We start from the raw sequence: 24,372 nt of genomic DNA, 5'->3' as shown, positions 1-24,372 counted from the left end.
TATAGGAGATGAGAGTTTTGAAATTATTGAAAGAACTTCCGCCGATTCATCAAATCCAAGAAGCATTACTTAATGAAAGTGTTGGAAACGAGTTACCTCACAATGTATTAAAACACCTGATTCAACAAGAAGTGAATGACTTGCGGGACTCTTTGTTGAGAGATACATATACGGGAGACTCGGAGGGGAGAGAAGCCTTTCAATATGAAATCATGCAGAGCGTGATGGCGAAAATTGGATCTTCCAAAGAGTTTAACTTAAAGCCGGTGATCAACGCGACTGGTGTCGTTCTTCATACAAATCTTGGCAGAGCGCGTTTAAGTGACTTGGCTATTGATCATTTGATTCACGTAGCTAAAAGTTATTCGACACTTGAATATAATCTGCAGAAAGGAAAGCGCGGATCCCGTCACACAATCGTCGAAGATGCTATTTGTAAAGCAACAGGTGCAGAGGCTGCTATGGTTGTGAATAACAATGCAGCTGCAGTCTTTCTTATATTAAGTGCTCTTGCGAAAGAAAAGGAAGTGGTCGTTTCTCGAGGGGAGCTTGTTGAAATTGGCGGATCTTTTCGCGTTTCATCAATTATGGAGGAAAGTGGTGCTAAGCTTAAAGAAGTAGGGACGACAAATAAAACACATTCGTTTGATTATGAAGCAGCGATCAACGAAGAAACGGCTATGCTGATGAAAGTACATCGCAGCAATTTTTCAATCGTCGGGTTTACAGCTGAAGTAGCACGAGAAGAGCTAGCCTCCATAGCGACGAAAAACCAGGTGGTTTTTTATGAGGATTTAGGGAGTGGGGCGCTTTTTGATTATCGAGACTATGGGATTGGCGAAGAGCCTACGGTGCAAGAAACGCTTGCTTCGGGTGCTGACCTCGTTTCCTTTAGCGGGGATAAACTTCTGGGTGGACCACAGGCAGGAATGATTGCTGGGAGAAAAGATCTGATCAATCGGTTGAAGAAGCATCAGCTCGCTCGAGTATTGCGCGTCGATAAGTTCACGCTTGCTGCGCTTGAGGCAACGTTACAGCAACACATGTATGAAGAGGCTGCTAACATACCAGCTATAAGAGACATTACAAAAAGTGCGGAAGAGATTCGAGAGCGCTCAGAACTCTTTCAGCAAAGACTTGAAAGAAAAGCGTCTCATTATCGTATTGAGGTAGTGGAGGGAACTTCACAAGTTGGGGGAGGTACAATGCCTTCAGTCGAGCTACCTACTTATGTCATCGCCCTCCAAACCGATCAATACAGCGTAAATGAACTAGAAGAATTTCTTCGTCTTAGTAACACACCAATCATTACAAGAATTCAAGATGGAAAAATACTGATTGACCTAAGGACGGTAACAATCGAGGAAGAAGACGACATTTTGCAATGCTTGATTCAAATACCAAAATAAAAAGACGGCCACTTCGGCCGTCTTTTCTAATTGAAATTTAAAACCCTTCACCATTCTTTTGTCTAGTGTGGTTTCTGTTTTTTACTTTATGGGAGCCTTTCATTGGCTCTGGTTGGCCAGTATGCCCTTTAGGAGCGTTTTTTCGAATGTCTTTGAACGTATTGCTCTCAGTCATATGAATCCCTCCTTACGCTTTAGTATGGTCAAAATGATAGTGCTTATTCTTGTCGAATAGGACGCTTTGTCCTGGTTACACTATGATGAAAGCTTAAGAAAAGGAGGTTGGTTAAATGCCTTACAATAAAGACAAACAACAGAGTTTCCAAGCAGCGCAACAAGGTTACGAACAAGCTGTTGATGCCAAGAAAGAAATTGTGGTGAGTAGTAGTGGATACGGTAAAGACCTGAAGCATTTGCAACAAGAAGTGGGTGAAGCGAAAGAGCAGATTGAGAGTGCATTAATGAGTGCAACAGAACATCAGCGTGCGCAATTACTTCAATTTCAGCAGGATTTGCAATCGATTGAAGCAGAAATGAATCAAGAATAAGAATGAAAACCCGTCATCACCTGATGACGGGTTTCAAGCCTATTGGCGTTTCTTTGTCTTTTTATTATATTGACGCTGCTCTTGTGTCATATGCTCGTTTGCATATTCATTGTCATAGCCTGCGCCGTTCCCTTGAGCATCGGCATCATTCATTCCTGGACGCACACCGTTTGCTTTTCGCTTACCCATATTCATCACCTCCCTTCATCTAATTTTTCCTATAAGGGAGAAAATATGTAGTGATAAGTTAGACTTATCAATAGCAATAACAATCTTGTTATTTACTTATGTTTAGAAATTTACTAAACTGGATAAAGGGAAGTTGAAAACGTTTTTTCGACATCCGCTTTGTTATGCAATTTGGAGGAGGGAACTACATATGGCAAATCACGAACTTTATAATTCCAAAGCAACATTTGATGCCAATGGTAAATCATATTCCTTCTATCGTCTTCAGGCGCTAGAAGAAGCAGGCATCGCTAAGGTAAGCAAGCTCCCTTATACGATCAAAATTTTGCTCGAATCCGTATTACGTCAGTATGACGGTAAAGTCATTAAAGAAGAGCATATTGAAAACCTCGCTAAATGGGGAACTAGCGAGCAAAACAAAGATATTGACGTACCATTTAAACCTTCACGTGTCATTCTTCAAGATTTTACAGGCGTACCTGCTGTTGTTGACCTTGCGTCACTTCGTAAAGCAATGGCTGATATCGGCGGCGACCCTGACAAAATCAACCCTGAAATCCCAGTTGATCTTGTTATTGACCACTCGGTACAGGTTGATAAATACGCATCTGAAGATGCACTTGAATTTAATATGAATAAAGAATTTGAACGTAACCTTGAGCGTTATAAGTTCCTTAAATGGGCCCAAGATGCATTTGATAACTATCGTGCCGTTCCACCAGCAACTGGTATCGTTCACCAGGTAAACCTTGAGTACGTTGCGAACGTTGTTCAAGAAAATACTGTTGATGGCGAGAATGTTGCCTATCCAGATACATTATTCGGCACTGACTCCCATACAACCATGATCAACGGTCTTGGTGTACTTGGATGGGGTGTAGGTGGTATTGAAGCTGAAGCAGGAATGCTTGGTCAGCCTTCTTACTTCCCGGTTCCTGAAGTAATCGGTGTGAAGCTTACTGGAGAACTTCCGAGCGGAACAACAGCAACGGATCTTGCGCTAAAAGTGACTCAGCTTCTTCGTGAGAAAAAAGTTGTTGGGAAATTTGTTGAGTTCTTCGGACCGGGTCTATCAGGTATGCCGCTTGCTGACCGTGCAACAATTTCCAATATGGCACCAGAACAAGGTTCTACATGTAGCTTTTTCCCAGTTGATGAAGAAGCGCTTGAATACATGCGCCTAACTGGTCGCTCTGAAGAGCATATTAACCTTGTGCGTGAATACTCAATTGCTAACGGATTGTTTTACACGCCAGAATCAGAAGATCCTGAATTCTCAAGCGTTGTTGAACTTGATCTTGGAACGGTAGAGCCAAGTCTTGCTGGTCCTAAGCGTCCACAAGATTTAATTCTTCTTTCCGATATGAAAAAAGAGTTCAATAAAGCAGTCGTTGCCCCTCAAGGTAACCAGGGTCTAGGTATGGATAAGAAAGAATTCGACAAGGAAGCTGTTGTTAAATTTAACGATGGAAAAGAAGTAACGATGAAAACAGGTGCAGTTGCGATCGCAGCGATTACAAGCTGTACAAATACTTCAAACCCTTCCGTTATGCTTGGTGCGGCTCTTCTTGCGAAGAAAGCTGTTGAAAAAGGACTACAAGTTCCTGAATACGTGAAAACTAGCCTTGCTCCAGGATCAAAAGTTGTAACAGACTATCTTGATAAGTCTGGACTTATGCCTTACCTTAGAGACCTTGGTTTCCACCTAGTTGGTTATGGCTGTACGACTTGTATCGGTAACTCAGGTCCACTTAAAGAAGAGATTGAAGATGCGATTGCGAAGAGCGATCTTACGGTAACTTCTGTACTTTCAGGTAACCGTAACTTTGAAGGACGTATCCACCCACTAGTAAAAGCAAACTATCTTGCTTCACCACCGCTTGTAGTTGCTTATGCTCTTGCTGGAACAGTAGACTTTGATCTTCATTCAGATTCATTCGGTAAAGACAAAGACGGCAACGATATATTCTTGAAAGATCTATGGCCATCAGCAGAAGAAATCAAGCAAGCCGTTGCTGAAACAGTAACACCGGAAATGTTTAAGCGTCAGTACAAAACAGTATTCGACGAAAACAAACGCTGGAACGAACTAAGCACTAGTGAAGGAGATCTTTATAACTGGGACGATGAGTCTACTTATATTCAGAACCCTCCATTCTTCGAGAATCTTTCTAAAGATCCTGAAGACATTCACGAGCTTAAGGACCTGAGAGCGATCGCGAAGTTTGGGGATTCCGTTACTACGGACCACATTTCACCAGCTGGTGCGATTGCTAAAGATATGCCTGCAGGGCAATATCTACAAAATAACGGCGTTCGTCCAATTGACTTTAACTCTTACGGATCACGTCGTGGTAACCACGAAGTTATGATGCGCGGTACGTTTGGTAACATTCGTATTCGTAACGAAGTAGCTCCAGGCACTGAAGGCGGCTGGACAACATTCTGGAACACGGATGAAGTTATGCCAATTTATGATGCAGCAATGAAATACAAAGAAGAAGGAACAGGTCTAGTGGTTCTTGCTGGTAAAGACTACGGCATGGGAAGCTCACGTGACTGGGCTGCCAAAGGAACAAACCTTCTAGGAATTAAAACGGTAATTGCAGAAAGCTACGAGAGAATTCACCGTAGTAACCTTGTGTTGATGGGTGTGCTTCCACTTCAATTTAGAGATGGTGAGACTGCAGATACGTATAACCTTACTGGTAAAGAAACGTTTGCTGTTGAAATCACAGAAAACGTGAAACCACGTGATGAAGTTAACGTAACGGCAACATCTCCAGATGGCGAAACCCAAACATTTAAAGTACTTGCTCGTTTCGATAGTGAAGTTGAAATTGACTACTATCGCCACGGCGGCATTCTTCAAATGGTGCTTCGCGACAAAATTGCAAATTAATTTAGAAAAGGATGGCTCTTGCCATCCTTTTTTATTGTGGTTTAATTTGTTGACATCATAGCTAGAATGATGACGACATTGCGTAAATGAGGTGAAAATAGCAACGTTCATGGGCAGAAATCAATAAAATAAACGAAAAAATCGGATTTTTGTAATAAGTTTTGATTAATCGGGAATAATGGTTTTAAATACTGTTGAAGAGGAAAGGAGACTAACATGAGGAAATCTAAAAAAGTTTCTTTTAAAGAACTTGTTATGCAAAATAAGCTTGAATTAATGAATGATAAACAAGCGATTGAACGTATTGAAGACAAATTTGAGCAAAAGCACGCAAAAAATTTGTAAGGGTATAGATATTTCTCTTTTAGTTGCACAGCCTATTACCTAAAGGAGGAGATACAAATGAGTAACCCAAAGAAATTCCCAAAATCTTTTAAGCCAAATCACCTCGCTTCTGTCAATCCAGAAGCTGAAGGGAACAAAGGAAAGCAAATGCAAACTAAAGGCAACGCTGAACCTGACTACGCCCCTCCAAAAGGGAAATAGGCTGATGACGACCAGAAAGGAAAACTCTTTCTGGTTTATTTCAATTTTAACAACTTCTTTTCATTTCTTGTAAAGTTGTCCAAAAGTGTGGAGAGATGACGAAAGATTAGGAGACAAACGTTTTCGGGGGGAACATTATGACAATTACAGCAAGGATTGAACCCATTTCAGTGATGGGGGCTGAAGAAGAACCAAATAAAGAGCTTCTTGTAAAAGAGCTTGAAATCAAAATGCAGCAAATGGGCTATCTTGTGCCATATCGAGAAGAATTAAATTGGAGTCGCACAATTGCGAGCCTTGAGTTAGGAGAAGTACAAACCCTTCAAAAATTAAAAAAAGCGGCTGCTAAAAACGATCGCGTTCTTCTTATTTACGCGCGTCTTTTTAAAGGGACGATTTTTCAACATCTGATTCTTCACCCAAATCAATCTGGAATTTATCTTCCTTTTCGATTTGATGAGCCTTTTGTCATTCAAATAGAAGGTAGAAAGATCTGGGTTGGTTCTTCTGTAAGGCTTCTTGAGGAATTATCATGGCTCCAAATTAGTTTTGATCAAGGAGATCATCAGGAAAGTGTGAAAGAATACTGGCAGAATTTGATAGAGATCTCTAGAAAGAGTGTCAACTATATGAGTCCGATTATTTTTGAAGAAGCCATTTAGAAGATTTTAGTAAAGGAAGAAAGGGTATGGGCATATAAGAGGGGTGATAGTAGTGGATAAAAAAGATAGGTTAGGCAGTGATATATACCGCATGCTTGAGGAATCTGGACCACCTTATGGGTGTGGGACTGCATCCATTATAGGTGGTTTCGCTGCCAGGCTTGCTGTTATGAGTCTTACGATTTCTGATATTGACCACGAATTACATGACGTACCAGGTACTTTCTTTCTGATGTGTGATGAAGACGACCGTGAATTTCAATCGTTTTTAGATGAGGGAGGCAACCATTCACCAAACGATGTTCCGATACAATTATTAGAATGTACGTATCGGCTTCTCGTCGAGCTGTCTTCCTATGAGGACCGAATTCAGAGCAATGTTGTTGTAGACTATCGAATGGGGATCAGAATGTTGAAACAGGTATTTACTGCGGCTGAGAATATTTTGCTTTCCAATGGATGCAGTGCAGAAGTGCGTAAGGATATGTTGTACTATGAAGGCAAGCTAGAAGGGGCGCTTCCCAAAAGCCTTCAATCTTAATTGAAATAGGAATACCTATTAAGATGATTAGTCATAATAAGCTCGTACCTACTTAATTCGGGAGGGCTTATGATGGTATCTAAACGAGACGATCGCAGCGATAATGCAGAGAAATTATCTAAAATAATTCAGGATACGAAAGAGAATATTCATGATTCTGAAGCGTCGTTAGAATTGACGGATAGCGATTTGCAGAAAAAAGCTATTCAAGATAAAAATCAGCGCCGAAAACATAGTATTCAGGCGCTGGAAAATGAAGTGCAAGACGAAACAAAGCAATAGCGATTTAAAGAACTGAGTGACAATAAGTCACTCAGTTCTTCTCATTCATGCTTCAAGGGTGGATTATGGTAAAATAACATAGACACCACGTTGAAGTTAGGAGAGGAAAGATTATGTACATAGCAACTACGTCTATTGATGTTCGGTATGCTGAAACAGATCAAATGGGAGTCGTATATCATGCTAACTATCTGATATGGTTTGAGCTCGGACGAACGTCGCTAATTAATGATTTAGGATTTCGTTATGCTGATATGGAAAAAGAGGGGATTCTTTCTCCCGTTGTAGATATTAAAGCAAGCTACAAACGACCTGTAAGGTATGGGGATAAAGTGAATGTAAGAACTTGGGTCGAGCATTATGATGGGCTTCGTGTGAATTACGGCTATGAAGTCATAAACGGAGAGGGCGAGATTTGCGTTACGGGCGAATCGATGCATACGTGTGTAAAGCGAGATACGTTCCGACCTGTCTCAATACGGAGGAAATTTCCGGAATGGCATCAGGCGTATGAACAAGCGAAGAAACAATCTGTTTCTACTGGAGCCGAATAATGGCTTTTGGTCTGTCCAAGCGAGAGCTAGCAGAATGGAAAGCAGCCGTTTCGAACGGAAAGGTCGCTTTATTGACTCATTTTTGGTATGATCCTCGCTTTCCACAGTATCACTCTGTGACGAAAGCAGGGTGTCGTAATAAAGAAAAGCTTGCCCGATGGGGAGAACAGTATGGTTTAAAAAGAGAATGGATGCACGACCGTGAAGAATTTCCGCACTTCGACCTGTTAGGGGATGAACAGATCCGTATTCTTGAAGCAGAGGGTCTTGTAGCGCACATTCACCGATTTAGATTAACAAAAAAGTGAAATAAAAAACGCGAAAGCTTCTCGCTTTCGCGTTTTTCTCAATCAATTTCCGTGCACAAATTCTATTTCCTCTTTTTTTCGGCTGAATTTCACGGCGAAATCTTGATCCTCAAAGAACCAGATATCTTTTTGTTCTACAAAAAAGGTAATGCCTTCTTCTTCAACTGTAAGAGCAGGTTCCGTTGGTTCTTCCACAGTCATACCAAGGGAAAAGCCATCTTGAACAGTGCTGCATCCACCTACACGTACAAAAAAGCGGAGGTTGTCACCTTTTTCAAGATCCATTTCTCGTTTAAACCAGTTCAAAGCGGGTTTTGTAATTGTCATTTTCAAGTGTATTTCCTCCTTTTCCGTACGAGTCTTCTCGTACTATTATAAAGAAGTAGCGCCAACTTGCAAAAAGAAAAAGGTTATAAAGCGAAATAATGGCAATAAACCCACTTAAATATGTAAACCATCTCGTAATTCACGTTACATCAGCATAGAATAAGGGTATAAAAGGAAGTGTAATGAGGAGGTTTTTGGAATGAAAAAACAGAGAATATGGCTGTTTTTATTCCTCATTCTTGCTGCGGGTATTTTACTCAGTGTTAAGCCAATTATGGAACACCGTAGTCAGCGTTTGAATGAAATAAAGCAAGCAGCATCCATGATGGTTATGAATGAAGCTCCGAATGAAACGGTCATCTCATCAATCGCGAATAAAAATGATCGAGAGAAAACGGATATAGTACCTGAAGTCTCTAAAGAAAAGTCAGATTCATCAAAACCTGAAGAAGTAGAACAGCCTGAAGATCCCGATATAAGAATGGTGGGATTGGGCGACTCATTGACGAAGGGTAGCGGTGACTCGACAGGGCAAGGGTACATTGGTCGACTTGCTGCAAATATAAAGAATGAAACAGATACGTCTGTACTTGTTGAAAACTACGCTGTTCATGGAAGGCAGACGCCAAAATTATATAAGATGTTAAACGAAGACGATGTGCAGGATTCCCTTTCTGAAGCAGATGTGATCGTCATGAGTATTGGTGGAAATGATCTAATGAAAGTTGTGAAAGAACATTTTCTAGATTTACAAATGGATGTTTTTCAACAAGAACAAACAAACTATGTAGAACGTCTAAGTGCCATTATGCAACGAATTAGAAGTATTAATTCCGACGCGCCGATTTTATTTATTGGTCTTTATAATCCTCTATTAGAGAATTTTCAATCGGTAACGGAAATTGATCAAATTGTGCAAAGGTGGAATGGGGCAAGTGAAGATACGGTTCTTAAAGATGATGACACAACCTTTGTACCCGTGTATGAATTGTTTAATTCTGTAGATGAGAACTTGTTTTTTGATGATGGCTTTCATCCAAATGATCAAGGATACGAACTGATGGCGAGGCAAATTCAATATCGGTTGAAGCAGGATGAGTTATTAGAAGAAATCCCATTTGAATAGTTCATATACGAGTGAACTTCCGTTTGATAGAATAATAGGTACAATCGTTAGAGTAAAGGAAAATGACAATGAATCGATTTATGAAACTAATCCTCATTTCGTTAATGCTTCTAGTATTTGTGGTAGCGGGCGCCTTAACTTATGTCTATTTTAAGGATGATCCAGAGCTAACGGATTCACTCCCTGTGAGTGATGAAATAAAGGAAACCTTTCAAGATGAAGAACCCATTCCTCAGAAAGTACCAGATAATGTCCGGATTGTTGGTCTTGGTGATTCCTTAACAAAAGGCGTCGGTGACCAAGAAAAAAAGGGATATATCGGTTACGTAAGTGATTCTTATTTTGAAAATGAACAGAATGCAAAGGTTACACTAGATAACTATGCGATAACTGGTAGTGAAACGAAAGATCTCATAAAAAGGTTGGAAGAGAATGAAGTCCAAAACGGTGTCAAAAAAGCGGATTATATTTTCTTAACGATCGGTGGAAATGATTTATTTGGGGTTGTTAAAAATCATTTCATGAATCTTGATCAACAATATTTTTCTCTTCAAGAAAAGATTTATTTAGAAAATTTGACGACGATATTAGATAAGCTTAGAAGTTTAAATGGTGATGCACCAATTTATTTTACAGGTTTATTCAATCCGTTCTCAAAAGCTTTTGGGGATATTCCAGAAATGAATGAAATCGTAGACGATTGGAATAATGGTAGTCAATTAACTGTTTCAAATTATCCTGAAGTTACATTTGTTCCAGTTGCCGATCTCTTCCTTGAGAGTGATGAGAACCTTCTATATGAAGATGCCTTTCATCCAAATGAAGATGGGTATCATTTAATGGGGGATCGGATTGTCTCTTATTTAGAAGAAAACAATGTGGCATTTAATCAATAAAGGTAGGGAACCATTTATGGATACGGTAGAAAAGTTTGAAAAGCAATACGTAGCCCTCGCTAAACAGTATGAGGTCTCGGAAGTGATGACGCCAAAATCAAAGCTCATCTTCATACTAGAGTCTCCTCATGTTTCTGAAGTGGAAAATGGTGTGCCGGTCGCAGGACCTTCAGGAGCTACAATGTCGAAAAAGCTATTTGGTCCGGAGTATTCACATCCTCTCGGTCTCTTGCTGAAGAAACATCAGGAAGAAAGTATGGAAAGACCATCGCTTGACGTTGTGGGATTACTTAACGTATGTAATATTCCGATGCAATCGAAACCATATGCTGAGAGTGATCGAAATGCTAACAGTGAATTACTTGAACACTTAAGTAAAATCCGCACATCTAATCAAAAGACTCCTTATAAAGATAATGAGTTACTAGCTGTGCAGCAGCTTATATTAGAAAAGTTTAGAAATCGACTGAAGGCGATTTCTAATCGAGAACTGACGATCATTCCTTGTGGACGATTTGCTCAAAAGTTCTTTCAGCTAGCTAATGTTTCAAGTGAAAAATGGACGGTCATAATGGATGTTCCTCATCCTTCTTATAATTCTTGGAGTCGCGAACGTTACCAGGATGCGATTAGCAATGTATTAAATGAATTCAATCGTCATAAAATATAAGAATGTTTATTTGATTCACCCAAAAGCCCCGTTCTCTTAAGAACGGGGCTTTTGGCATTTAGTAGAGAAGCACATATAGCAAATGCATAAATATTGGATGCGTTGTAATATAAATGTAATGAAGGGAGGGGTGACAAAATGAAGAAATGGGCAGCTTTACTTCTTCTGTCTCTCGTTGTAGTGAGTGGGTACGCGATCGCACCAAATGATTCATCACTAATGGTACAGGCCTCTGCTTATGTGGTGCAAGATGAAGATTTACCTTATTGTCATTAATTAAAGAAAAGGGGTCTGAAGTGTGTTGGTATCTTTCCAAGTTATCATTTGTCGAATGAATAGCCCTTAACCTCTTTGAAAGGAGGACGTACAATGGAAGAACTCACATTGTTTATCACGGCTGGCCTGTTCTTCGTGTCTCTCTTCAATTTTATTGTCATCTTAATTGAGAAAACAAAGCATAAATAGTTAGGCTTCGTGAACAATACCTATTTTTTTAGCATAATTCTCAACATGAGTTTTAAAGTTATTATTTTGGTCAAGTTCAAAGATCGTAGATGCTGTGTTCAGATATTCAATTGCCAGCTCTTGATTCCCAAGCAAATAATGGAGCTTACCGCACTGGTAACTAAGTTCGCCAAAAAGATAGAGGCGCTGCTTCTCCCTGCAAAGCAGAAATCCTTCCCTAGCAATCGAGAGAGCTTTCTCATAGTTTCTGCAGGTGGATAGCGCTTTTGAATAATTATAATAAAGGCGAATTTCGATCGTTTCATCCTTAATAATGGGGAAAAAGCGAACGTGATAAAGAGCTTTATGAAATAACGGCAGAGCACATTCCCACTCTTTTTCCTCACTATGCAAAATGGCCATACTAATTAGAATTTCGATTTCACGTTCCGAGAAATTTTTAGACGTTGTCGTAGTAAGATGAAGGGCTTCATGGAGAAGTAGAAGGGCAGTAGAGGCATTATGTTCAAGATAATACGTACAAATAGCTTTATGCCAGAGATAAAACTGCTGGTTTTTGATTGTTCGAAAAAGGGGGTTCGATTCTTCTGCTTCAAGAATATCAGCTACTTCACTATATTCGCGTCGCTTAATGTGCCTTCTGACTTGTCGGATGACTTCATTAACGTAATCAAGTCGAGGGGTTTCCTTCATATGAAAAAAGTAATTAATATCAACACCGAGTCTGGAAGCAAGTTGGTACAGTAATTCTGCAGATGGTGAGACATCATTATTTTCAATTTGACTAATTAATGCCTGTGTACAGATGCCTTCCGATAAATCGGCCTGTGAGAGTCCAAGGTACAATCGAAGTTCACGCATCGCATATCCGAGTGTATCCTGACGCACCTGCAATCCCCCTTTTTTATCCAATTGTATCATGGATGTTTGTTTCCTATACATATTTTTCTAAATGCCGTGAAGGATTACTATAATTTTATTATGTGAACATATAACTTGCAGGAGTTTTCTTTTTTTAGAGAAACCTCTTTAATGTAATTCTTCGTCAAATGGGTATTTATTAAAGGAGGAAAATGATTGACTTACTTACCATCATTTCATTTATCGAATCAAGTTGTCGTTGTTACTGGAGCAGGGAAGGGGATAGGGAGAGCACTAGCTATCGGAGCGGCCGAAGCAGGAGCGGACGTTGCCATTATTGCTCGAACAGAAGCTGATCTCAAAGAAACGGCAGGCCTTATTCGTGATGTCGGAAGAAAGGCATACCCAATTCAAGCTGATATAACACAATATAATGAAATCGAACAAGCGGTCCGACAAATCAAAAACGAAGCAGGGAAAATGGATGTACTGATCAACAATGCTGGGATGAACATTCGTTCGAGAGCAAGTGAAGTGACTGAACAAGAATGGGTGCAAATCTTTCAAACGAACTTGCAAGGCGCTTTTTTTATGTCGCAAAAGTGTGCTGAAGTGATGAAAGAAAATGGTGGAGGGAGAATGATTAATATCTCTTCAGTAGGCGGTCACATGGCTCTAAGGACAGGGGGCGTCTATGCAGCTACGAAAGCAGGAATGATTCAAATGACCAAAAACCTTGCGCTTGAATGGGCAGAGGATAGCATTTCCGTAAATGCGATTGGACCGTGGTATTTTAAGACGCCGCTTACGGAAAAATTATTAGAAGACAAACAATATCTTAAGGAGATCCTTGATCGAACGCCAATGAACAGAGTAGGTGAACTAAAAGATCTCGTCGGGGCAGCTGTGTTCTTATCCTCTGAAGCTGCAAACTACATAACAGGACAAACGTTGTTCGTAGACGGTGGGATGACAGTTTATGGATTCTAATTAAAAGTATTGTTCGTGAATAATGGTTATGTTTTGAAGGCTTCTCGCACATAGCTAATAAAAAAACCGTTACAATATGTAACGGTTTTTCCGATTAATCGACTAAGTCAGCTGAGAAACTAGGAGCTGTCAGTCCAGCATCTTCGTAGACAGTAGCCATTTTTTCTTCGAAAGAAGCGAATTGAGCGTCTGATTCTTCATACGTTGCTTCCGGGTCATCTGAAAGATTCGCTGCTCTTGTTTCATATGATTTTGCTAACTCTTCTAAAGCAGCTTCAATATCACTCTTGTACGTTTCAAGTTCAGCAGGAATTTCGATTGCACGCACATCTTCAGCAACGGTCTTTGCAGCTGATTCTGCATCAGACTTCATCGTTGCAAGCTCTTCATCAGAAGGCTTTTCTTCAGCGACTTTAGCTGCTTCAAATTCATAAATTGGTGAATCGCTTTTGTTTACAGTTTGAATTAAGTTCAATTGAAAATCGAGCAGATCACTTTTTACATCTGATTCATTTGCACTGCTTGTTTCTTCTGAGCTTTCGGAATTAGTAGTAGCGTTAGAATCGTTCTCATTGGAAGCACCATTGTTACTACAAGCAGCTACAAATACAAATAGCAGCATCACGAGAGGTAAAAATCTTTTCATTCAAAACCCTCCTAATTTTTAGAAAAATCATCTTACGAGTACAAATTTTAGTTTATTAGGAAGGTTTTGTAAACTACTAAACTACTATTTGGCATAAAATGTAATAAGTAAAACTATTCAGATAAATGTGTTCATAGTCAGTACTTAAAATATGTTAAGGTAGAGAAGGAGAAAATAGAAGGTAGGAGTGAGCGTATTGATATTATTTAATCAGGATTTGATTACAAGAGAGCAGGCAACCATTGATATTGAAGATCGTGGTTATCAATTTGGAGATGGTGTTTACGAAGTAATCCGTATTTATAACGGAAGCTTTTTTGAGTTGGAAGCTCACCTGGAACGTTTAGAACGAAGCGCGAGCGAGATCAAGATTTCTTTACCGTTTACTCAAAAAGAAATCCAGGAAAAAATCGAGCAGCTTGCGGCTGCTAATCGGCTACATAGCGGGCACGTCTACATGCAAGTAACACGAGGTGTAGCTCCACGAAATCATCCTTTCCCGGCAAAATCAGACCCTGTGCTTGTCGCTTATACGAAAGAATATGAGAAAGAACCATCACGCGCACTAGGGAAAGCGATCTTTATGGAAGATATTAGATGGTTAAGATGTGATATTAAAAGCTTGAATTTACTTGGGAATGTATTGGCTAAACAATCTGCAACGGAGCAGAACGTTGACGAAGCAATTTTTCATCGTGGCGACTTGGTAACTGAAGGAAGTTCTACGAATGTGTTTATAGTGAAAAATAACATCCTTTATACTCATCCAGCAAACAACTTTATTTTAGAAGGGATTACGAGACGAGTTATCCTTTCGGTTGCTTCTGAACTAGGTATTCAAATAAAGGAAGAAGCGTTTACAAAGCAGGAGCTGCTTGAAAGTGATGAAGTTTTTATTTCTAGTACAACCCAAGAAGCAAGACCAATTGTTGAGGTGGATGGCCGGCAGATTGGGAACGGAAAAGAAGGTGAGATAACCTCATCCCTTCATGCTAAGTTTGTTAGTCGTTTGTCATAACAAGAAGGTGTTGTTAAAATATTTTTAGTGTGCGCAGTTGAAATTTGCGCATATTAATGGTACTGTTATCTTTGGCTATATGTGAAAGAAGAGTTGCTTGTTCCGAGCGTTTTCCAACATTAGGGAAATGCTTTTTTTGAACACTATCAGGAGATTTTTCTCCCGTCTATAGCATTTAATGCATTTTAAAAGTAAAAAGGAGTTTTTAAAAGTTGAAAAAATTTCAAGATCTAGGTTTAAGTAATACGCTGCTAGAAGCAGTTAATCAAATGGGATTCGAAGAAACAACACCAATTCAAGCAGGTACGATTCCTCTAGCGCTTGAAGGCAAAGACGTTATCGGTCAGGCTCAAACTGGTACTGGTAAAACGGCTGCTTTTGGTATCCCAATGATTGAAAAGATCGACACTTCTCTATCTCATGTACAGGGAATCATTCTTGCGCCAACACGTGAGCTTGCTGTACAGGTTGCAGAAGAATTGAACCGTATTGGTCAAGCAAAAGGCGTGCGTGCCCTTCCTATATATGGTGGACAAAGCATCGTTCACCAAATCAAAGCACTTAAAAAGAGACCTCAACTAGTTGTTGCGACTCCAGGGCGTCTTATCGACCATATGGAACGTAAAACAATCCGTCTTCAAGAAGTATCTTTTGTTGTCCTTGATGAAGCAGATGAAATGCTTAACATGGGCTTCATTGAAGATATCGAGAAAATTCTTAAAGGTGTTCCAGATAAGCGTCAAACGCTTCTGTTCTCTGCTACAATGCCGAAACGTATCGCGATTCTTGCAGAGAAATTCATGAGCAACCCTGAAACAGTTAGAACGAAATCAAAAGAAATGACTGTTCCATCAATTGAACAGCATTACTATGAAGTTCGTGATTCTAAGAAATTCGATATTCTTTGTCGCCTTCTTGATACTCAGTCTCCTGAGCTTGCAATTGTGTTTGCAAGAACTAAGAAACGCGTTGATGAAGTATCTGAAGGTCTTAAGAAACGTGGATATATGGCTGAAGGAATTCACGGTGACCTTCCACAGGGTAAACGTGATCAGGTTATTAAACAGTTTAAAGACAGCACAATCGATATCATGGTAGCGACAGACGTTGCTGCACGTGGTCTAGACATCAGTGGTGTTACACACGTTTATAACTTTGACATTCCTCAAGATCCTGAAAGCTACGTTCACAGAATCGGTCGTACTGGCCGTGCAGGTAAGTCAGGTCTTGCTTCGACGTTTATTACTCCACGTGAGTACGATCACCTTAAAGTAATTGAGAAAATTACGAAGAAGTCTATGCAAAAACGTACGATCCCAAGCTTTGCTGAAGCAATGGAAGGCCAGCAGCAAATGGCGATTCAACAGCTTCAAAGCACAATTGAAGAGCAGGATCACTCAGTATACCGTTCATCAGCTGAACAACTTCTTGATGATCACGATTCAGTAACGCTTCTTTCTGCAGCTCTTAAGTTGCTAACAAAAGAGCCGGATACAACTCCGGTCAAAATTACTGAAATTGCACCACTTCGTGCTAAAAAGGCTCATGGCCGTGGCGGCAGTGGCGGTGGAAACCGCAACCGTAACCGCAGTAATGATCGCGGAGGCCGTAAAGGTGGAAGCGGTGGCGGATATCGCGGAGACCGCAACAGCGGTGGCGCTAACAAGCGTCGTAAGTTCAACGACAAAGGAAATAAATAAGATATATGTAGAAGTCGGGAGAAATCCCGGCTTTTTTTATGTTGATTTTTGCTACTGACCCTTGGAAGATGGGCTTTTGATATTAGCCATATATTCTTTTCGTGATGGTTTTACCGTGTTCATCCTAGAGTTTATTTTTTATATTGCTGGGAAAAATCTACTGAAAGCGTTATTCTAAGAGAGACACTATTTACGGAAAGGCAGCGGGATACTATGAAGCATGATCACCAGTCACACACAAAATTAAAAGAGGACGTGCTGTTTGAACGTCTTGCACTAATTGAAGAAGAGTTAGAGGCTTCGGAAGCATCGAAAATCAAACAACTAATCGACAAGTTGTTGAGTGGTGAACAGCACTTCCTTTTCTCGGGCCATTTTTCTGCAGGGAAATCTTCATTAATAAATGCGTTATTTCAATCTAACCTTTTACCGTCAAGTCCCATACCGGCGAGTGCTAATACGGTTCGTATCCGTTCAGGTGAACCAGGCGCTTCCGTTCATTTCTTAAATGGAAAGAAAATGATTTTTAAAGCGCCGTATGATATTGATCAAGTAAAAGGGTATTGCTTGAACGGAGAAGAGGTCGAGCGCGTTGAATTGTCTGCTCCATCTTCTTTAGAAGAAGACGTTATTTTCATTGATACTCCTGGTATTGATTCGACAGATGAAGCGCATAGGCTTTCGACGGAATCTTCGATGTATTTAGCTGATGTAGTTTTCTATGTGATGGATTACAATCATGTTCAATCTGAAGTGAACTATCAATTCATCCGGGAACTTTATCGTCAAAATAAAAAAATCATCTTAATTGTGAACCAAATTGATAAGCATCATGAATCTGAAATTTCATTCTCTTCATTTCAGAAGTCAGTGGTCGAGTCTTTTGAAACGTGGGGGATGTCTCTTGAATCCTTTTTCTTTATCTCATTACGCGATTACGATCACCCCCATAATCAGTTTCATCAGTTGAAAACATACATTGACGGACTTTCAAGAAAAACAGATGAAGCCAAAGTGAAGCGGATTTTTAATGCAGCAAGAGAGCTATTGGATGATCTGAATCACGTAGATCCTCATAACGACGAAGTAGAAGAAGCTTATGAGCAGATGAAAAACAAGCTTGCATTTTCAAAGGAACGCGTTGATTTAATTGATCAGGAATTTCAGACTGAAGCGGCGGCTATCCAAAAAAGTGCAATTTTAATGCCGTATGAAGTGAGAGAAGCAGGACGAGCGTATCTTGAATCTCTTCAACCTGACTTTAAAGTAGGATTTGTATTTCGTGATAAGAAAACTCAGCAAGAACGAACGGCGAGGTACGAAACTTTCATTGCGGGTTTAAAAGAACAGGTAAAGTCACAACTAGAGTGGCATTATCAGCAGCTATTACAACAGCTAGTTTCGACAGCTGAATTAAAAGACGTATCATCTTCTCTCATTGATCAACCATATGAAGTTGATTTTTCAGTGATACAAGAAGAAGCTAACAAAGGAAACGGTGCAACAGGAGAAGCAGTTCTTCATTATACTGAGAATATCGCTTATCGCTTGAAGACACAGGTCAAGCAGCAAGCAGAACAAAGGAAGGACAAGCTTGTTGATCAAGTCAATTTCGACCACGATAGGCAGGCTGAAGAGCTTAAGCAGTCATTCAAATCTCAAGTTGGAGAAGAGGATGCGGAAACATTCTTATCAGAGCTGGAAGCTGCTAGTGAGAATATTGAAGAGCTTTGGTCTATTTTGGATGGGAGCCGTGATGAAGAGGCTCGACGTGCGGGAGACGAATTTAAGAAAAGGTACACGCACACGGAGGATGTTACTGTCGTAGAGTCGACCAAAAGCGATAGTGGGCAACAGCGTAAGCAACAGGAGCCTGAAGAGGTTGTTTCACCAGAAAATCAAACTTCTCTTCCTGATCCCGAAGCGACTAGTATGGCCCTTCAAAGAATGGCAGATGAATTAGAGGATCTTCCTGGTTTTGACTATACGAGACAAAACTTGATCAAGCGTGCAAATAAATTATCAGAAAAGTCATTTACGGTCGCATTGTTTGGTGCCTTTAGCGCTGGGAAATCCTCTTTTGCCAATGCGCTCATTGGCGAAAAAATACTGCCTTCTTCTCCAAATCCAACAACGGCTACGCTTAATCGTATTTGCCCGGTAACAAAAGACCATGCTCATAAAACGGCGATGATTTATTATAAATCGGAAGAAGAACTTTTGGAGGATTTGAATCATTCCCTTTCTTATTTTGGTGAGCAAGCTTTTTCATTAAGGGATTGTCTGCAAATCATTTCACAGGGGAAATTGTTTAAGCGAGAGTCTTCTGCAACGAAACCTCATGCTCTTTTCTTAAGAGCTGTACTTGAAGGTGAAGCTGAGTTAGCATACCTCGGTAAGGAACGTGAAGTCACACTGGATGACTATGAAGATATGGTCGTAAATGAATCAAAAGCGGCCTTTGTTGCTTCTATCTCGCTATATTATGATTGTACTTTAACACGAGAGGGAATAACGCTTGTAGACACTCCAGGAGCTGATTCCATTAACGCACGACATACGGGTGTAGCGTTTCAATATATGAAAGCAGCCGATGCTATTCTTTACGTCACCTATTACAATCATGCATTTTCAAAAGCAGATCGAGAGTTCCTCATTCAGCTAGGACGAGTGAAAGACGTGTTTGAGATGGATAAAATGTTCTTTCTTCTTAATGCATCTGATCTTGCTGCAAACGAAGGAGAGCTCGAAATCGTACTTGATCATGTCACAAATCAGTTACAGCAGTACGGTATTCGTTATCCTGCACTTTATCCTGTCTCAAGTCTTGCAGGAATGCTTGCTTCTGAAGAGAATGTAAGTGAAAAAGAGGCTAAGTTTCTTGCTGCGTTACCAGAAAAATTAAGACAAAAAGGCGGTCTTAAGCGGTTTGAATCACGTTTCTATCATTTTATTCGCAAAGATCTTTCAAAAATGGCAGTGGAGTCCAGCTTAACTGAATTAACAAGTGTGATGAGCGAAATCGAGCGCTGGATCGAGAACTTTGAATTAAACGCGAGTGAAAAAGAACAGCAGATCACAGAGCTTCGCAATCAGAGTGACGAAGTAAATAGGAAGATTAATCACTATTCCAACAATGCATCTGAAAAGCTGATCAAACAAGAATTAACAGAACTTGTTCATTATATTCCTCAGCGTCTTTTTTATCGATTTAATGATTTCTTTAAGGAAGCCTTTAACCCATCGACTATTCAAGGGCGTGAAGGACTGCAACGTGCTTCAGAAACGCTGGTTGAGGATATTGAACAAGATTTATTACAGGAGCTAAGGGCAGCTTCTCTTCGAATCGATCGATTTATGAAGCGAGAAATTCAAAAGAGTGAGAAAGAAATACAAAAGCTTATTCGAGAAATGCTATCTGATTTTCATTACAGCAGTCTACCTAATCGGGACATGGAAACCCCGGAGTTTGATGAGTCTCTTACCGCATGGATAGCAGTTGACCATGTATTAAAGCACTCTCGTAGCTCCTTTAAATCTTCGAAGCAATTTTTCGAACAGAGTGGAAGAGATAAGCTTCATGATGAGTTGAAAAGTGAGTTTCAACTACCTGTTAATAACTATTTGAAAACAGAACATAAAGTGATTGAAGAGACGGCTACGAATTTCTTTGATCAATTAACTGGAGAGGTAAAAGACGAAATGATGCAAGAAGTTACATCATATGTCAAGGCCAGAACAACGATGCTAACAAGCGATATTTCAAAAGATTTCCTTGAAACAAAGCGAAATAATGCTTTCGAAATTCAAACAAAGCTACTGTCGGAGGGAGAATAGGAAATGAAGAATCTTGTTTCAATTGAATGGCTATCAGATCATTTGTATGATGAGCAATTAGTGATTGTGGACTGTCAATTTGAACTTGGCAATCCAGAAAACGGTTATGATTCCTATTTAAAAGGCCACATTCCAGGAGCACAGTATGCTGATCTCGAAAAAGATTTATCTGGTGAAGTTGGAGAGCATGGTGGAAGACATCCTTTACCTGATCAAGAACAGCTCCAGACGCTCGTTGAAAGGCTAGGGATTGAGCAGGATTCGAAAGTGATTCTATACGACCATGAGTATGGTGCTATGGCAGCAAGATTATGGTTTCTACTCGGATTTGCTGGACATAAAGCGCGTGCTGTTCTTGATGGGGGTCTCCAAGCTTGGAGAGGGGAGGGGCATAAACTTGAGACGAAAGTTCGTCAAGTAACTCCTTCATCGTATCCTATTAGTCTTGATAAATCGATGATTGTTTCTATGAATGATGTGAAGCAGGCGCAGATAGAAGGGCGCACGATTATTGATTCGAGAGCAAGCGAGCGCTATTCTGGAGAGGTAGAACCTATTGATCCTAAAGCAGGTCATATTCCAGGCGCTATCAATTACTTCTGGAAGAATAACCTTAATGAAAATAAAACATGGAAAGACCCTGAAGAGAGAGTAGGGGAGAAAGAGCATGGTCATGAACCCATTGTTTACTGTGGTTCTGGTGTGACTGCTTGTGTTAACCTGCTTGCTTTACAAGAGGCAGGGGTTCATGCAAAGCTTTATCCTGGAAGTTATAGTGACTGGATATCTTATGAAGAAAATCGAATTGAAACAAAATAAACGAAACGCCAGCCCTTACGAGGGCTGGCGTTTATTCATTCTATCTAAGGGTGTGGATGAACTTTTCTAAGCGATCCATACCTTCTTTTAGTACATCAAGTTTATAAGCGAATGAAATTCTTACATAGCCTTCGCCAAGTGATGAAAAGGCGCTTCCTGGTACAACTGCTAAATTACCTTCTTTTGCAAGTTTCATTGCAAAGTCAAATGAAGATAAGCCGAACTCCTGAATGGAAGGCAAGATATAGAAAGCACCGTCAGGCTTGATTGGAGATAACCCCATACCAACTAATCGATCATAAACATAATTCATTCGTTCTTTGTAAGCAACTCGCATCTCAATCGAGTCTTGCAATCCATTCTGTAACGCTTCTAGAGCGGCGTACTGAGATACTGATGAAGCACAGGAGACATTATACTGATGAACTTTCAAGATATGCTGGCATAGTTCTACTGGGGCGAAGAGAAAGCCGATGCGCCATCCTGTCATAGCGTGAGATTTAGATAGTCCATTGATTACGATCGTTTTATCACGCATGCCATCAAATTGAGCGATCGAAGAATGATCACCTGAAAAGTTAAGCTCTGAATAAATTTCATCAGATAAAACAAAAATGTTTTTAGCTTTAAGTAAATCAGCAAGATCGGCTAATTCATCATAAGACATCGCAACACCTGTAGGGTTAGATGGGGAAGGCAGAATAATGCATTTTGTTCGCTCTGTTAGGGCAACTTCAATTAGGTCGCGCGTCATTTTGAATCCGTTTTTAGTTGTATCGACGTGTACTGGAGTTGCTCCACATAATGTAATGATTGGCTCATAACCTGGATACACAGGACCTGGCAAAATCACTTCGTCACCTTCAGTGAGAAGTGTTCGAAGTGTCACGTCAATTGCCTGACTTGCTCCTGAAGTGGTAATGATCTCAGATTCAGCTTGGTAGTTAAGATTGTATTTTGATTGTAGAAAATGAGCTGCTGCCTTTCGGAGTTCTAGGATGCCGGCATTATGAGTATACGTTGTTTTGTTTTCACTAATAGCGGCTTGAGCTGCTTCCTTAATATGAGCTGGTGTCTCAAAATCAGGTTGGCCAATTGTTAATGAAATCATGTTCTCATAATCAGCTACCATATTAAAAAAAGTTCGAATCCCAGAAATCTCAATTTCCTTCACGCGAGGGTTTAATAAATGCTCCATAGGTCTGTCTTCCTTTCCGTCTCTTCTTCTCATAAACATCATTGTAGCATAATTTCTATATTATCGTCGAAATGAAGATGTTCTGTTTATAAACGCATGAAACCTCTGAAAATTCAAGTGTTGATAACTTTGGTAACTATTGATAATATAGGCTTTCTGACACTTATCAACAGATGATTTCGTATACCCGCCCCTGGTATATTTTAAATACATGGGGGTATAGGTGCCGCAGGTGGGTTACCCACAAAATTCTGTGGATAACCAATATTCAGATAATTTTCTTCTAAATTGGTCTTCGCTATCGTCTCAATAAAAAACAGATTCCCTATCATTGATAGGGAATCTGTTTTTTAAATAGCTGGAAGAATGCAATCGGTCCGATAGGCAAGTAGAGCAAATTGAAGCTGCATGCGCTGATCATATGCGTATATATCAATACCGGTGAGCTTTTCTAATTGTTTGATTCGATAGTTTAGTGTATGCCTATGAATAAATAATTTATCAGCTGTACGGTTAATGACAAGGTTGTTTTCTAGAAAAGATTCAAGTGTCTTCATTAGCTGAGCCTGGTGCTTTCGATCATAGTCAACTATTGGTGATAGAAGAGGTGAATAATAGGGTGAAAGATCTTCGCCATTTTCTTTTAATCGAATGAATAACTGATAAGCACCCAGGTCAGCGAAGGATAGACGATGTTCGTTTCGATATTTAGCAAATTGATGTGCAACCGTAGCTTCTTTAAGGGCTAGTTCAAGGTGGCGTATGCCTATTTTGGTCATGCTGAATCCAATGATAGAAGAGCTCATTCCATCCTTGAAGGGAATCGTGTCACCTAAGAGAAGCGCAACAATATGATCCATCTTCCTCTTTATTATACCTTTCGTTCTTGTTTCGATTAATTGCTGCTGACAGTCTTCCTCGAGTTTTGTAAGGTTAGATGATGAAAGAACTGCGATTGTATTCGAACCGGTTAGATCATAGCCCATTTCTTTGCTCTTTTTTAATATCAATTTCTCGTCTTCGTAGGATTTGGAGAATAAAATATCAAGAAAATCAGCTTCGATCTGAGATCTAGTATCTTCAATGATACGTAGTTTTAGAAATTCAATCGCAAAGATATTAGCCGCATGTTTTAAAGCAAGGTGATCGAGTGCAGTGAGTGGTGTTGGTTTCTTGATATGAATTGTTCCAATTGCTTTTCCTTCGGTTTTGATCGGATAGAATTCATCGGTAGAATCATTTTGATTCGTGAGATAAGTCTCTGCTAAAAGAGCATTATCCGCATGATAAATTGAAACAGTGCAGTTTAGTAGTTTCGATAGTGCATCAGTGATAGCTGAAAAGCCAGCATTTTTAATAACAAGTGACGTTAAGTCGTCCTGAATACGCTGAGCCTGCGTAAGAATGGAAAGTTGTTTATTAACGAGCTGTTCCAAAATGCTTCTTGTAACCATTGAGAAATTCATCGTTCTCGGAATTTCAAGAAGCGGTAATCCGGTTCGGTTGGCTGCTTCGATGATCGCAATCGGAACCACGTCTAGATAAAATCCAGTATGAATGGCAAGGGCAGATAGCTGTCTGTTCGAAAGGGCTTCAATGAGTTTCGTATAAGAATCGGATTTCTCGTGCCATCCGTATGCCGTCGTTATTAAAAACTCCCCTTCATGAAGCCGTGTCATATCTTCCATTACTTCCACGATTGTTAACCATTTAATATCTCGGTCAATTCCTTTTTTTCCAGCAATTAATTTAATTCCACTCATCTCAGGTAGCTGTAAGGCTTCTCGAACTGATAGTCCCATAGGCGTCCCTCCGTCTCTTCTTATCCAAAGCGTACAACAAAGTCAGAATTTTTTGTAGATGATGTGGGATAGAATT

General features: G+C 40.0%; 27 protein-coding genes. 20 read left to right on the top strand and 7 right to left on the bottom strand.

Features of this window, described 5'->3' with window-relative positions; genetic code table 11:
- Positions 1–8: 8 nt before the first annotated feature.
- Positions 9–1,409, top strand: a complete 1,401-nt coding sequence (selA, locus tag ABVF21_RS01920; protein ID WP_371017360.1) for an L-seryl-tRNA(Sec) selenium transferase — start codon at positions 9–11, stop codon at positions 1,407–1,409.
- A gap of 37 nt (positions 1,410–1,446) precedes the next feature.
- On the opposite strand, the gene ABVF21_RS01915 is transcribed toward selA, so the two are convergent.
- Positions 1,447–1,584, bottom strand: a complete 138-nt coding sequence (locus tag ABVF21_RS01915; protein ID WP_098443510.1) for a small acid-soluble spore protein P — start codon at positions 1,582–1,584, stop codon at positions 1,447–1,449.
- 115 nt (positions 1,585–1,699) lie between these two features.
- On the opposite strand from ABVF21_RS01915, the gene ABVF21_RS01910 reads away from it, so the two are divergent.
- Positions 1,700–1,957: a hypothetical protein gene (locus ABVF21_RS01910; protein ID WP_194221513.1), complete on the top strand. Its 258-nt coding sequence runs from the start codon at positions 1,700–1,702 to the stop codon at positions 1,955–1,957.
- Between the two features lie 39 nt (positions 1,958–1,996).
- Here the strand turns inward: ABVF21_RS01910 and sspO are convergent, their stop codons facing one another.
- Positions 1,997–2,146, bottom strand: a complete 150-nt coding sequence (gene sspO, locus ABVF21_RS01905) for a small acid-soluble spore protein O (protein ID WP_194221514.1) — start codon at positions 2,144–2,146, stop codon at positions 1,997–1,999.
- A 190-nt stretch (positions 2,147–2,336) separates the two neighbouring features.
- Here sspO and acnA point away from each other — a divergent pair, with 190 nt between their 5' ends.
- The 8 genes from acnA to ABVF21_RS01865 all read left to right on the top strand — a co-directional run bounded on the left by acnA (position 2,337) and on the right by ABVF21_RS01865 (position 7,941).
- Positions 2,337–5,048 (top strand): aconitate hydratase AcnA, encoded by a 2,712-nt coding sequence (acnA, locus tag ABVF21_RS01900; RefSeq protein WP_303531420.1) that lies wholly within the window; start codon positions 2,337–2,339, stop codon positions 5,046–5,048.
- Between the two features lie 216 nt (positions 5,049–5,264).
- Positions 5,265–5,393, top strand: coding sequence for an FbpB family small basic protein (locus ABVF21_RS01895; protein WP_194221516.1), 129 nt, complete (start codon positions 5,265–5,267; stop codon positions 5,391–5,393).
- Between the two features lie 57 nt (positions 5,394–5,450).
- Positions 5,451–5,594, top strand: coding sequence for a small acid-soluble spore protein N (sspN, locus tag ABVF21_RS01890; protein WP_098443515.1), 144 nt, complete (start codon positions 5,451–5,453; stop codon positions 5,592–5,594).
- Positions 5,595–5,731: 137 nt separating this feature from the next.
- On the top strand, positions 5,732–6,256 hold the full coding sequence (locus ABVF21_RS01885; RefSeq protein ID WP_303531424.1) for a hypothetical protein: 525 nt from the start codon (positions 5,732–5,734) through the stop codon (positions 6,254–6,256).
- Positions 6,257–6,308: 52 nt separating this feature from the next.
- Positions 6,309–6,797 (top strand): hypothetical protein, encoded by a 489-nt coding sequence (locus ABVF21_RS01880; protein ID WP_194221518.1) that lies wholly within the window; start codon positions 6,309–6,311, stop codon positions 6,795–6,797.
- A gap of 72 nt (positions 6,798–6,869) precedes the next feature.
- Entirely contained in the window at positions 6,870–7,079 is a 210-nt protein-coding gene (locus tag ABVF21_RS01875) for a small acid-soluble spore protein Tlp (RefSeq protein ID WP_303531426.1), read from the top strand.
- Between the two features lie 113 nt (positions 7,080–7,192).
- Positions 7,193–7,633, top strand: a complete 441-nt coding sequence (locus ABVF21_RS01870; RefSeq protein ID WP_303531428.1) for an acyl-CoA thioesterase — start codon at positions 7,193–7,195, stop codon at positions 7,631–7,633.
- The gene (locus ABVF21_RS01865; protein WP_371017359.1) at positions 7,633–7,941 is read left to right on the top strand and encodes a hypothetical protein; all 309 of its coding nucleotides are present in this window, start codon (positions 7,633–7,635) and stop codon (positions 7,939–7,941) included. The genes ABVF21_RS01870 and ABVF21_RS01865 overlap by 1 nt, the downstream gene beginning before the upstream one ends.
- 42 nt (positions 7,942–7,983) lie before the next feature.
- On the opposite strand, the gene ABVF21_RS01860 is transcribed toward ABVF21_RS01865, so the two are convergent.
- On the bottom strand, positions 7,984–8,274 hold the full coding sequence (locus ABVF21_RS01860; protein WP_303531430.1) for a HesB/YadR/YfhF family protein: 291 nt from the start codon (positions 8,272–8,274) through the stop codon (positions 7,984–7,986).
- 193 nt (positions 8,275–8,467) lie between these two features.
- Here ABVF21_RS01860 and ABVF21_RS01855 point away from each other — a divergent pair, with 193 nt between their 5' ends.
- The 5 genes from ABVF21_RS01855 (at position 8,468) to ABVF21_RS22785 (ending at position 11,425) form a co-directional block, all read left to right on the top strand.
- A complete protein-coding gene (locus ABVF21_RS01855; RefSeq protein ID WP_303531431.1) occupies positions 8,468–9,394 on the top strand; it encodes an SGNH/GDSL hydrolase family protein in 927 nt (308 codons plus the stop codon).
- Between the two features lie 68 nt (positions 9,395–9,462).
- The gene (locus ABVF21_RS01850; protein WP_303531434.1) at positions 9,463–10,290 is read left to right on the top strand and encodes an SGNH/GDSL hydrolase family protein; all 828 of its coding nucleotides are present in this window, start codon (positions 9,463–9,465) and stop codon (positions 10,288–10,290) included.
- A 16-nt stretch (positions 10,291–10,306) separates the two neighbouring features.
- Positions 10,307–10,960 carry a uracil-DNA glycosylase family protein gene (locus tag ABVF21_RS01845; protein WP_303531435.1) on the top strand — a complete coding sequence of 218 codons (654 nt, stop codon included), beginning with the start codon at positions 10,307–10,309 and terminating at the stop codon, positions 10,958–10,960.
- A 138-nt stretch (positions 10,961–11,098) separates the two neighbouring features.
- Positions 11,099–11,236, top strand: coding sequence for a hypothetical protein (locus tag ABVF21_RS01840; RefSeq protein WP_303531436.1), 138 nt, complete (start codon positions 11,099–11,101; stop codon positions 11,234–11,236).
- Positions 11,237–11,329: 93 nt separating this feature from the next.
- On the top strand, positions 11,330–11,425 hold the full coding sequence (locus ABVF21_RS22785; protein ID WP_425589651.1) for a putative holin-like toxin: 96 nt from the start codon (positions 11,330–11,332) through the stop codon (positions 11,423–11,425).
- Here the strand turns inward: ABVF21_RS22785 and ABVF21_RS01835 are convergent, their stop codons facing one another.
- Positions 11,426–12,313: a helix-turn-helix domain-containing protein gene (locus ABVF21_RS01835; protein WP_371017358.1), complete on the bottom strand. Its 888-nt coding sequence runs from the start codon at positions 12,311–12,313 to the stop codon at positions 11,426–11,428.
- Between the two features lie 189 nt (positions 12,314–12,502).
- On the opposite strand from ABVF21_RS01835, the gene ABVF21_RS01830 reads away from it, so the two are divergent.
- Positions 12,503–13,276 (top strand): SDR family NAD(P)-dependent oxidoreductase, encoded by a 774-nt coding sequence (locus tag ABVF21_RS01830; RefSeq protein WP_371017357.1) that lies wholly within the window; start codon positions 12,503–12,505, stop codon positions 13,274–13,276.
- Between the two features lie 94 nt (positions 13,277–13,370).
- On the opposite strand, the gene ABVF21_RS01825 is transcribed toward ABVF21_RS01830, so the two are convergent.
- Positions 13,371–13,922 carry a hypothetical protein gene (locus ABVF21_RS01825; protein ID WP_194221529.1) on the bottom strand — a complete coding sequence of 184 codons (552 nt, stop codon included), beginning with the start codon at positions 13,920–13,922 and terminating at the stop codon, positions 13,371–13,373.
- Between the two features lie 196 nt (positions 13,923–14,118).
- Between ABVF21_RS01825 and dat the strand changes: the two genes are divergently transcribed.
- The 4 genes from dat to ABVF21_RS01805 all read left to right on the top strand — a co-directional run bounded on the left by dat (position 14,119) and on the right by ABVF21_RS01805 (position 21,296).
- Positions 14,119–14,940, top strand: coding sequence for a D-amino-acid transaminase (gene dat / locus ABVF21_RS01820; RefSeq protein WP_371017356.1), 822 nt, complete (start codon positions 14,119–14,121; stop codon positions 14,938–14,940).
- 212 nt (positions 14,941–15,152) lie between these two features.
- Positions 15,153–16,640 (top strand): DEAD/DEAH box helicase, encoded by a 1,488-nt coding sequence (locus ABVF21_RS01815; RefSeq protein WP_242057383.1) that lies wholly within the window; start codon positions 15,153–15,155, stop codon positions 16,638–16,640.
- A gap of 213 nt (positions 16,641–16,853) precedes the next feature.
- Entirely contained in the window at positions 16,854–20,477 is a 3,624-nt protein-coding gene (locus tag ABVF21_RS01810; protein ID WP_371017355.1) for a dynamin family protein, read from the top strand.
- A 3-nt stretch (positions 20,478–20,480) separates the two neighbouring features.
- The gene (locus ABVF21_RS01805) at positions 20,481–21,296 is read left to right on the top strand and encodes a sulfurtransferase (RefSeq protein WP_303531446.1); all 816 of its coding nucleotides are present in this window, start codon (positions 20,481–20,483) and stop codon (positions 21,294–21,296) included.
- A gap of 40 nt (positions 21,297–21,336) precedes the next feature.
- Here ABVF21_RS01805 and ABVF21_RS01800 read toward each other — a convergent pair whose 3' ends face one another.
- Positions 21,337–22,494, bottom strand: a complete 1,158-nt coding sequence (locus tag ABVF21_RS01800) for an aminotransferase A (protein ID WP_303531448.1) — start codon at positions 22,492–22,494, stop codon at positions 21,337–21,339.
- Between the two features lie 350 nt (positions 22,495–22,844).
- Positions 22,845–24,296: a PucR family transcriptional regulator gene (locus tag ABVF21_RS01795; RefSeq protein WP_371017354.1), complete on the bottom strand. Its 1,452-nt coding sequence runs from the start codon at positions 24,294–24,296 to the stop codon at positions 22,845–22,847.
- Positions 24,297–24,372 lie beyond the last annotated feature (76 nt).

It is taken from the genome of Pseudalkalibacillus sp. JSM 102089 (assembly GCF_041366475.1).
GTDB classification, from domain to species: Bacteria; Bacillota; Bacilli; order Bacillales; family Guptibacillaceae; genus Guptibacillus; species Guptibacillus hwajinpoensis_B.
This window is presented reverse-complemented; position numbering and strand designations above follow the sequence as displayed.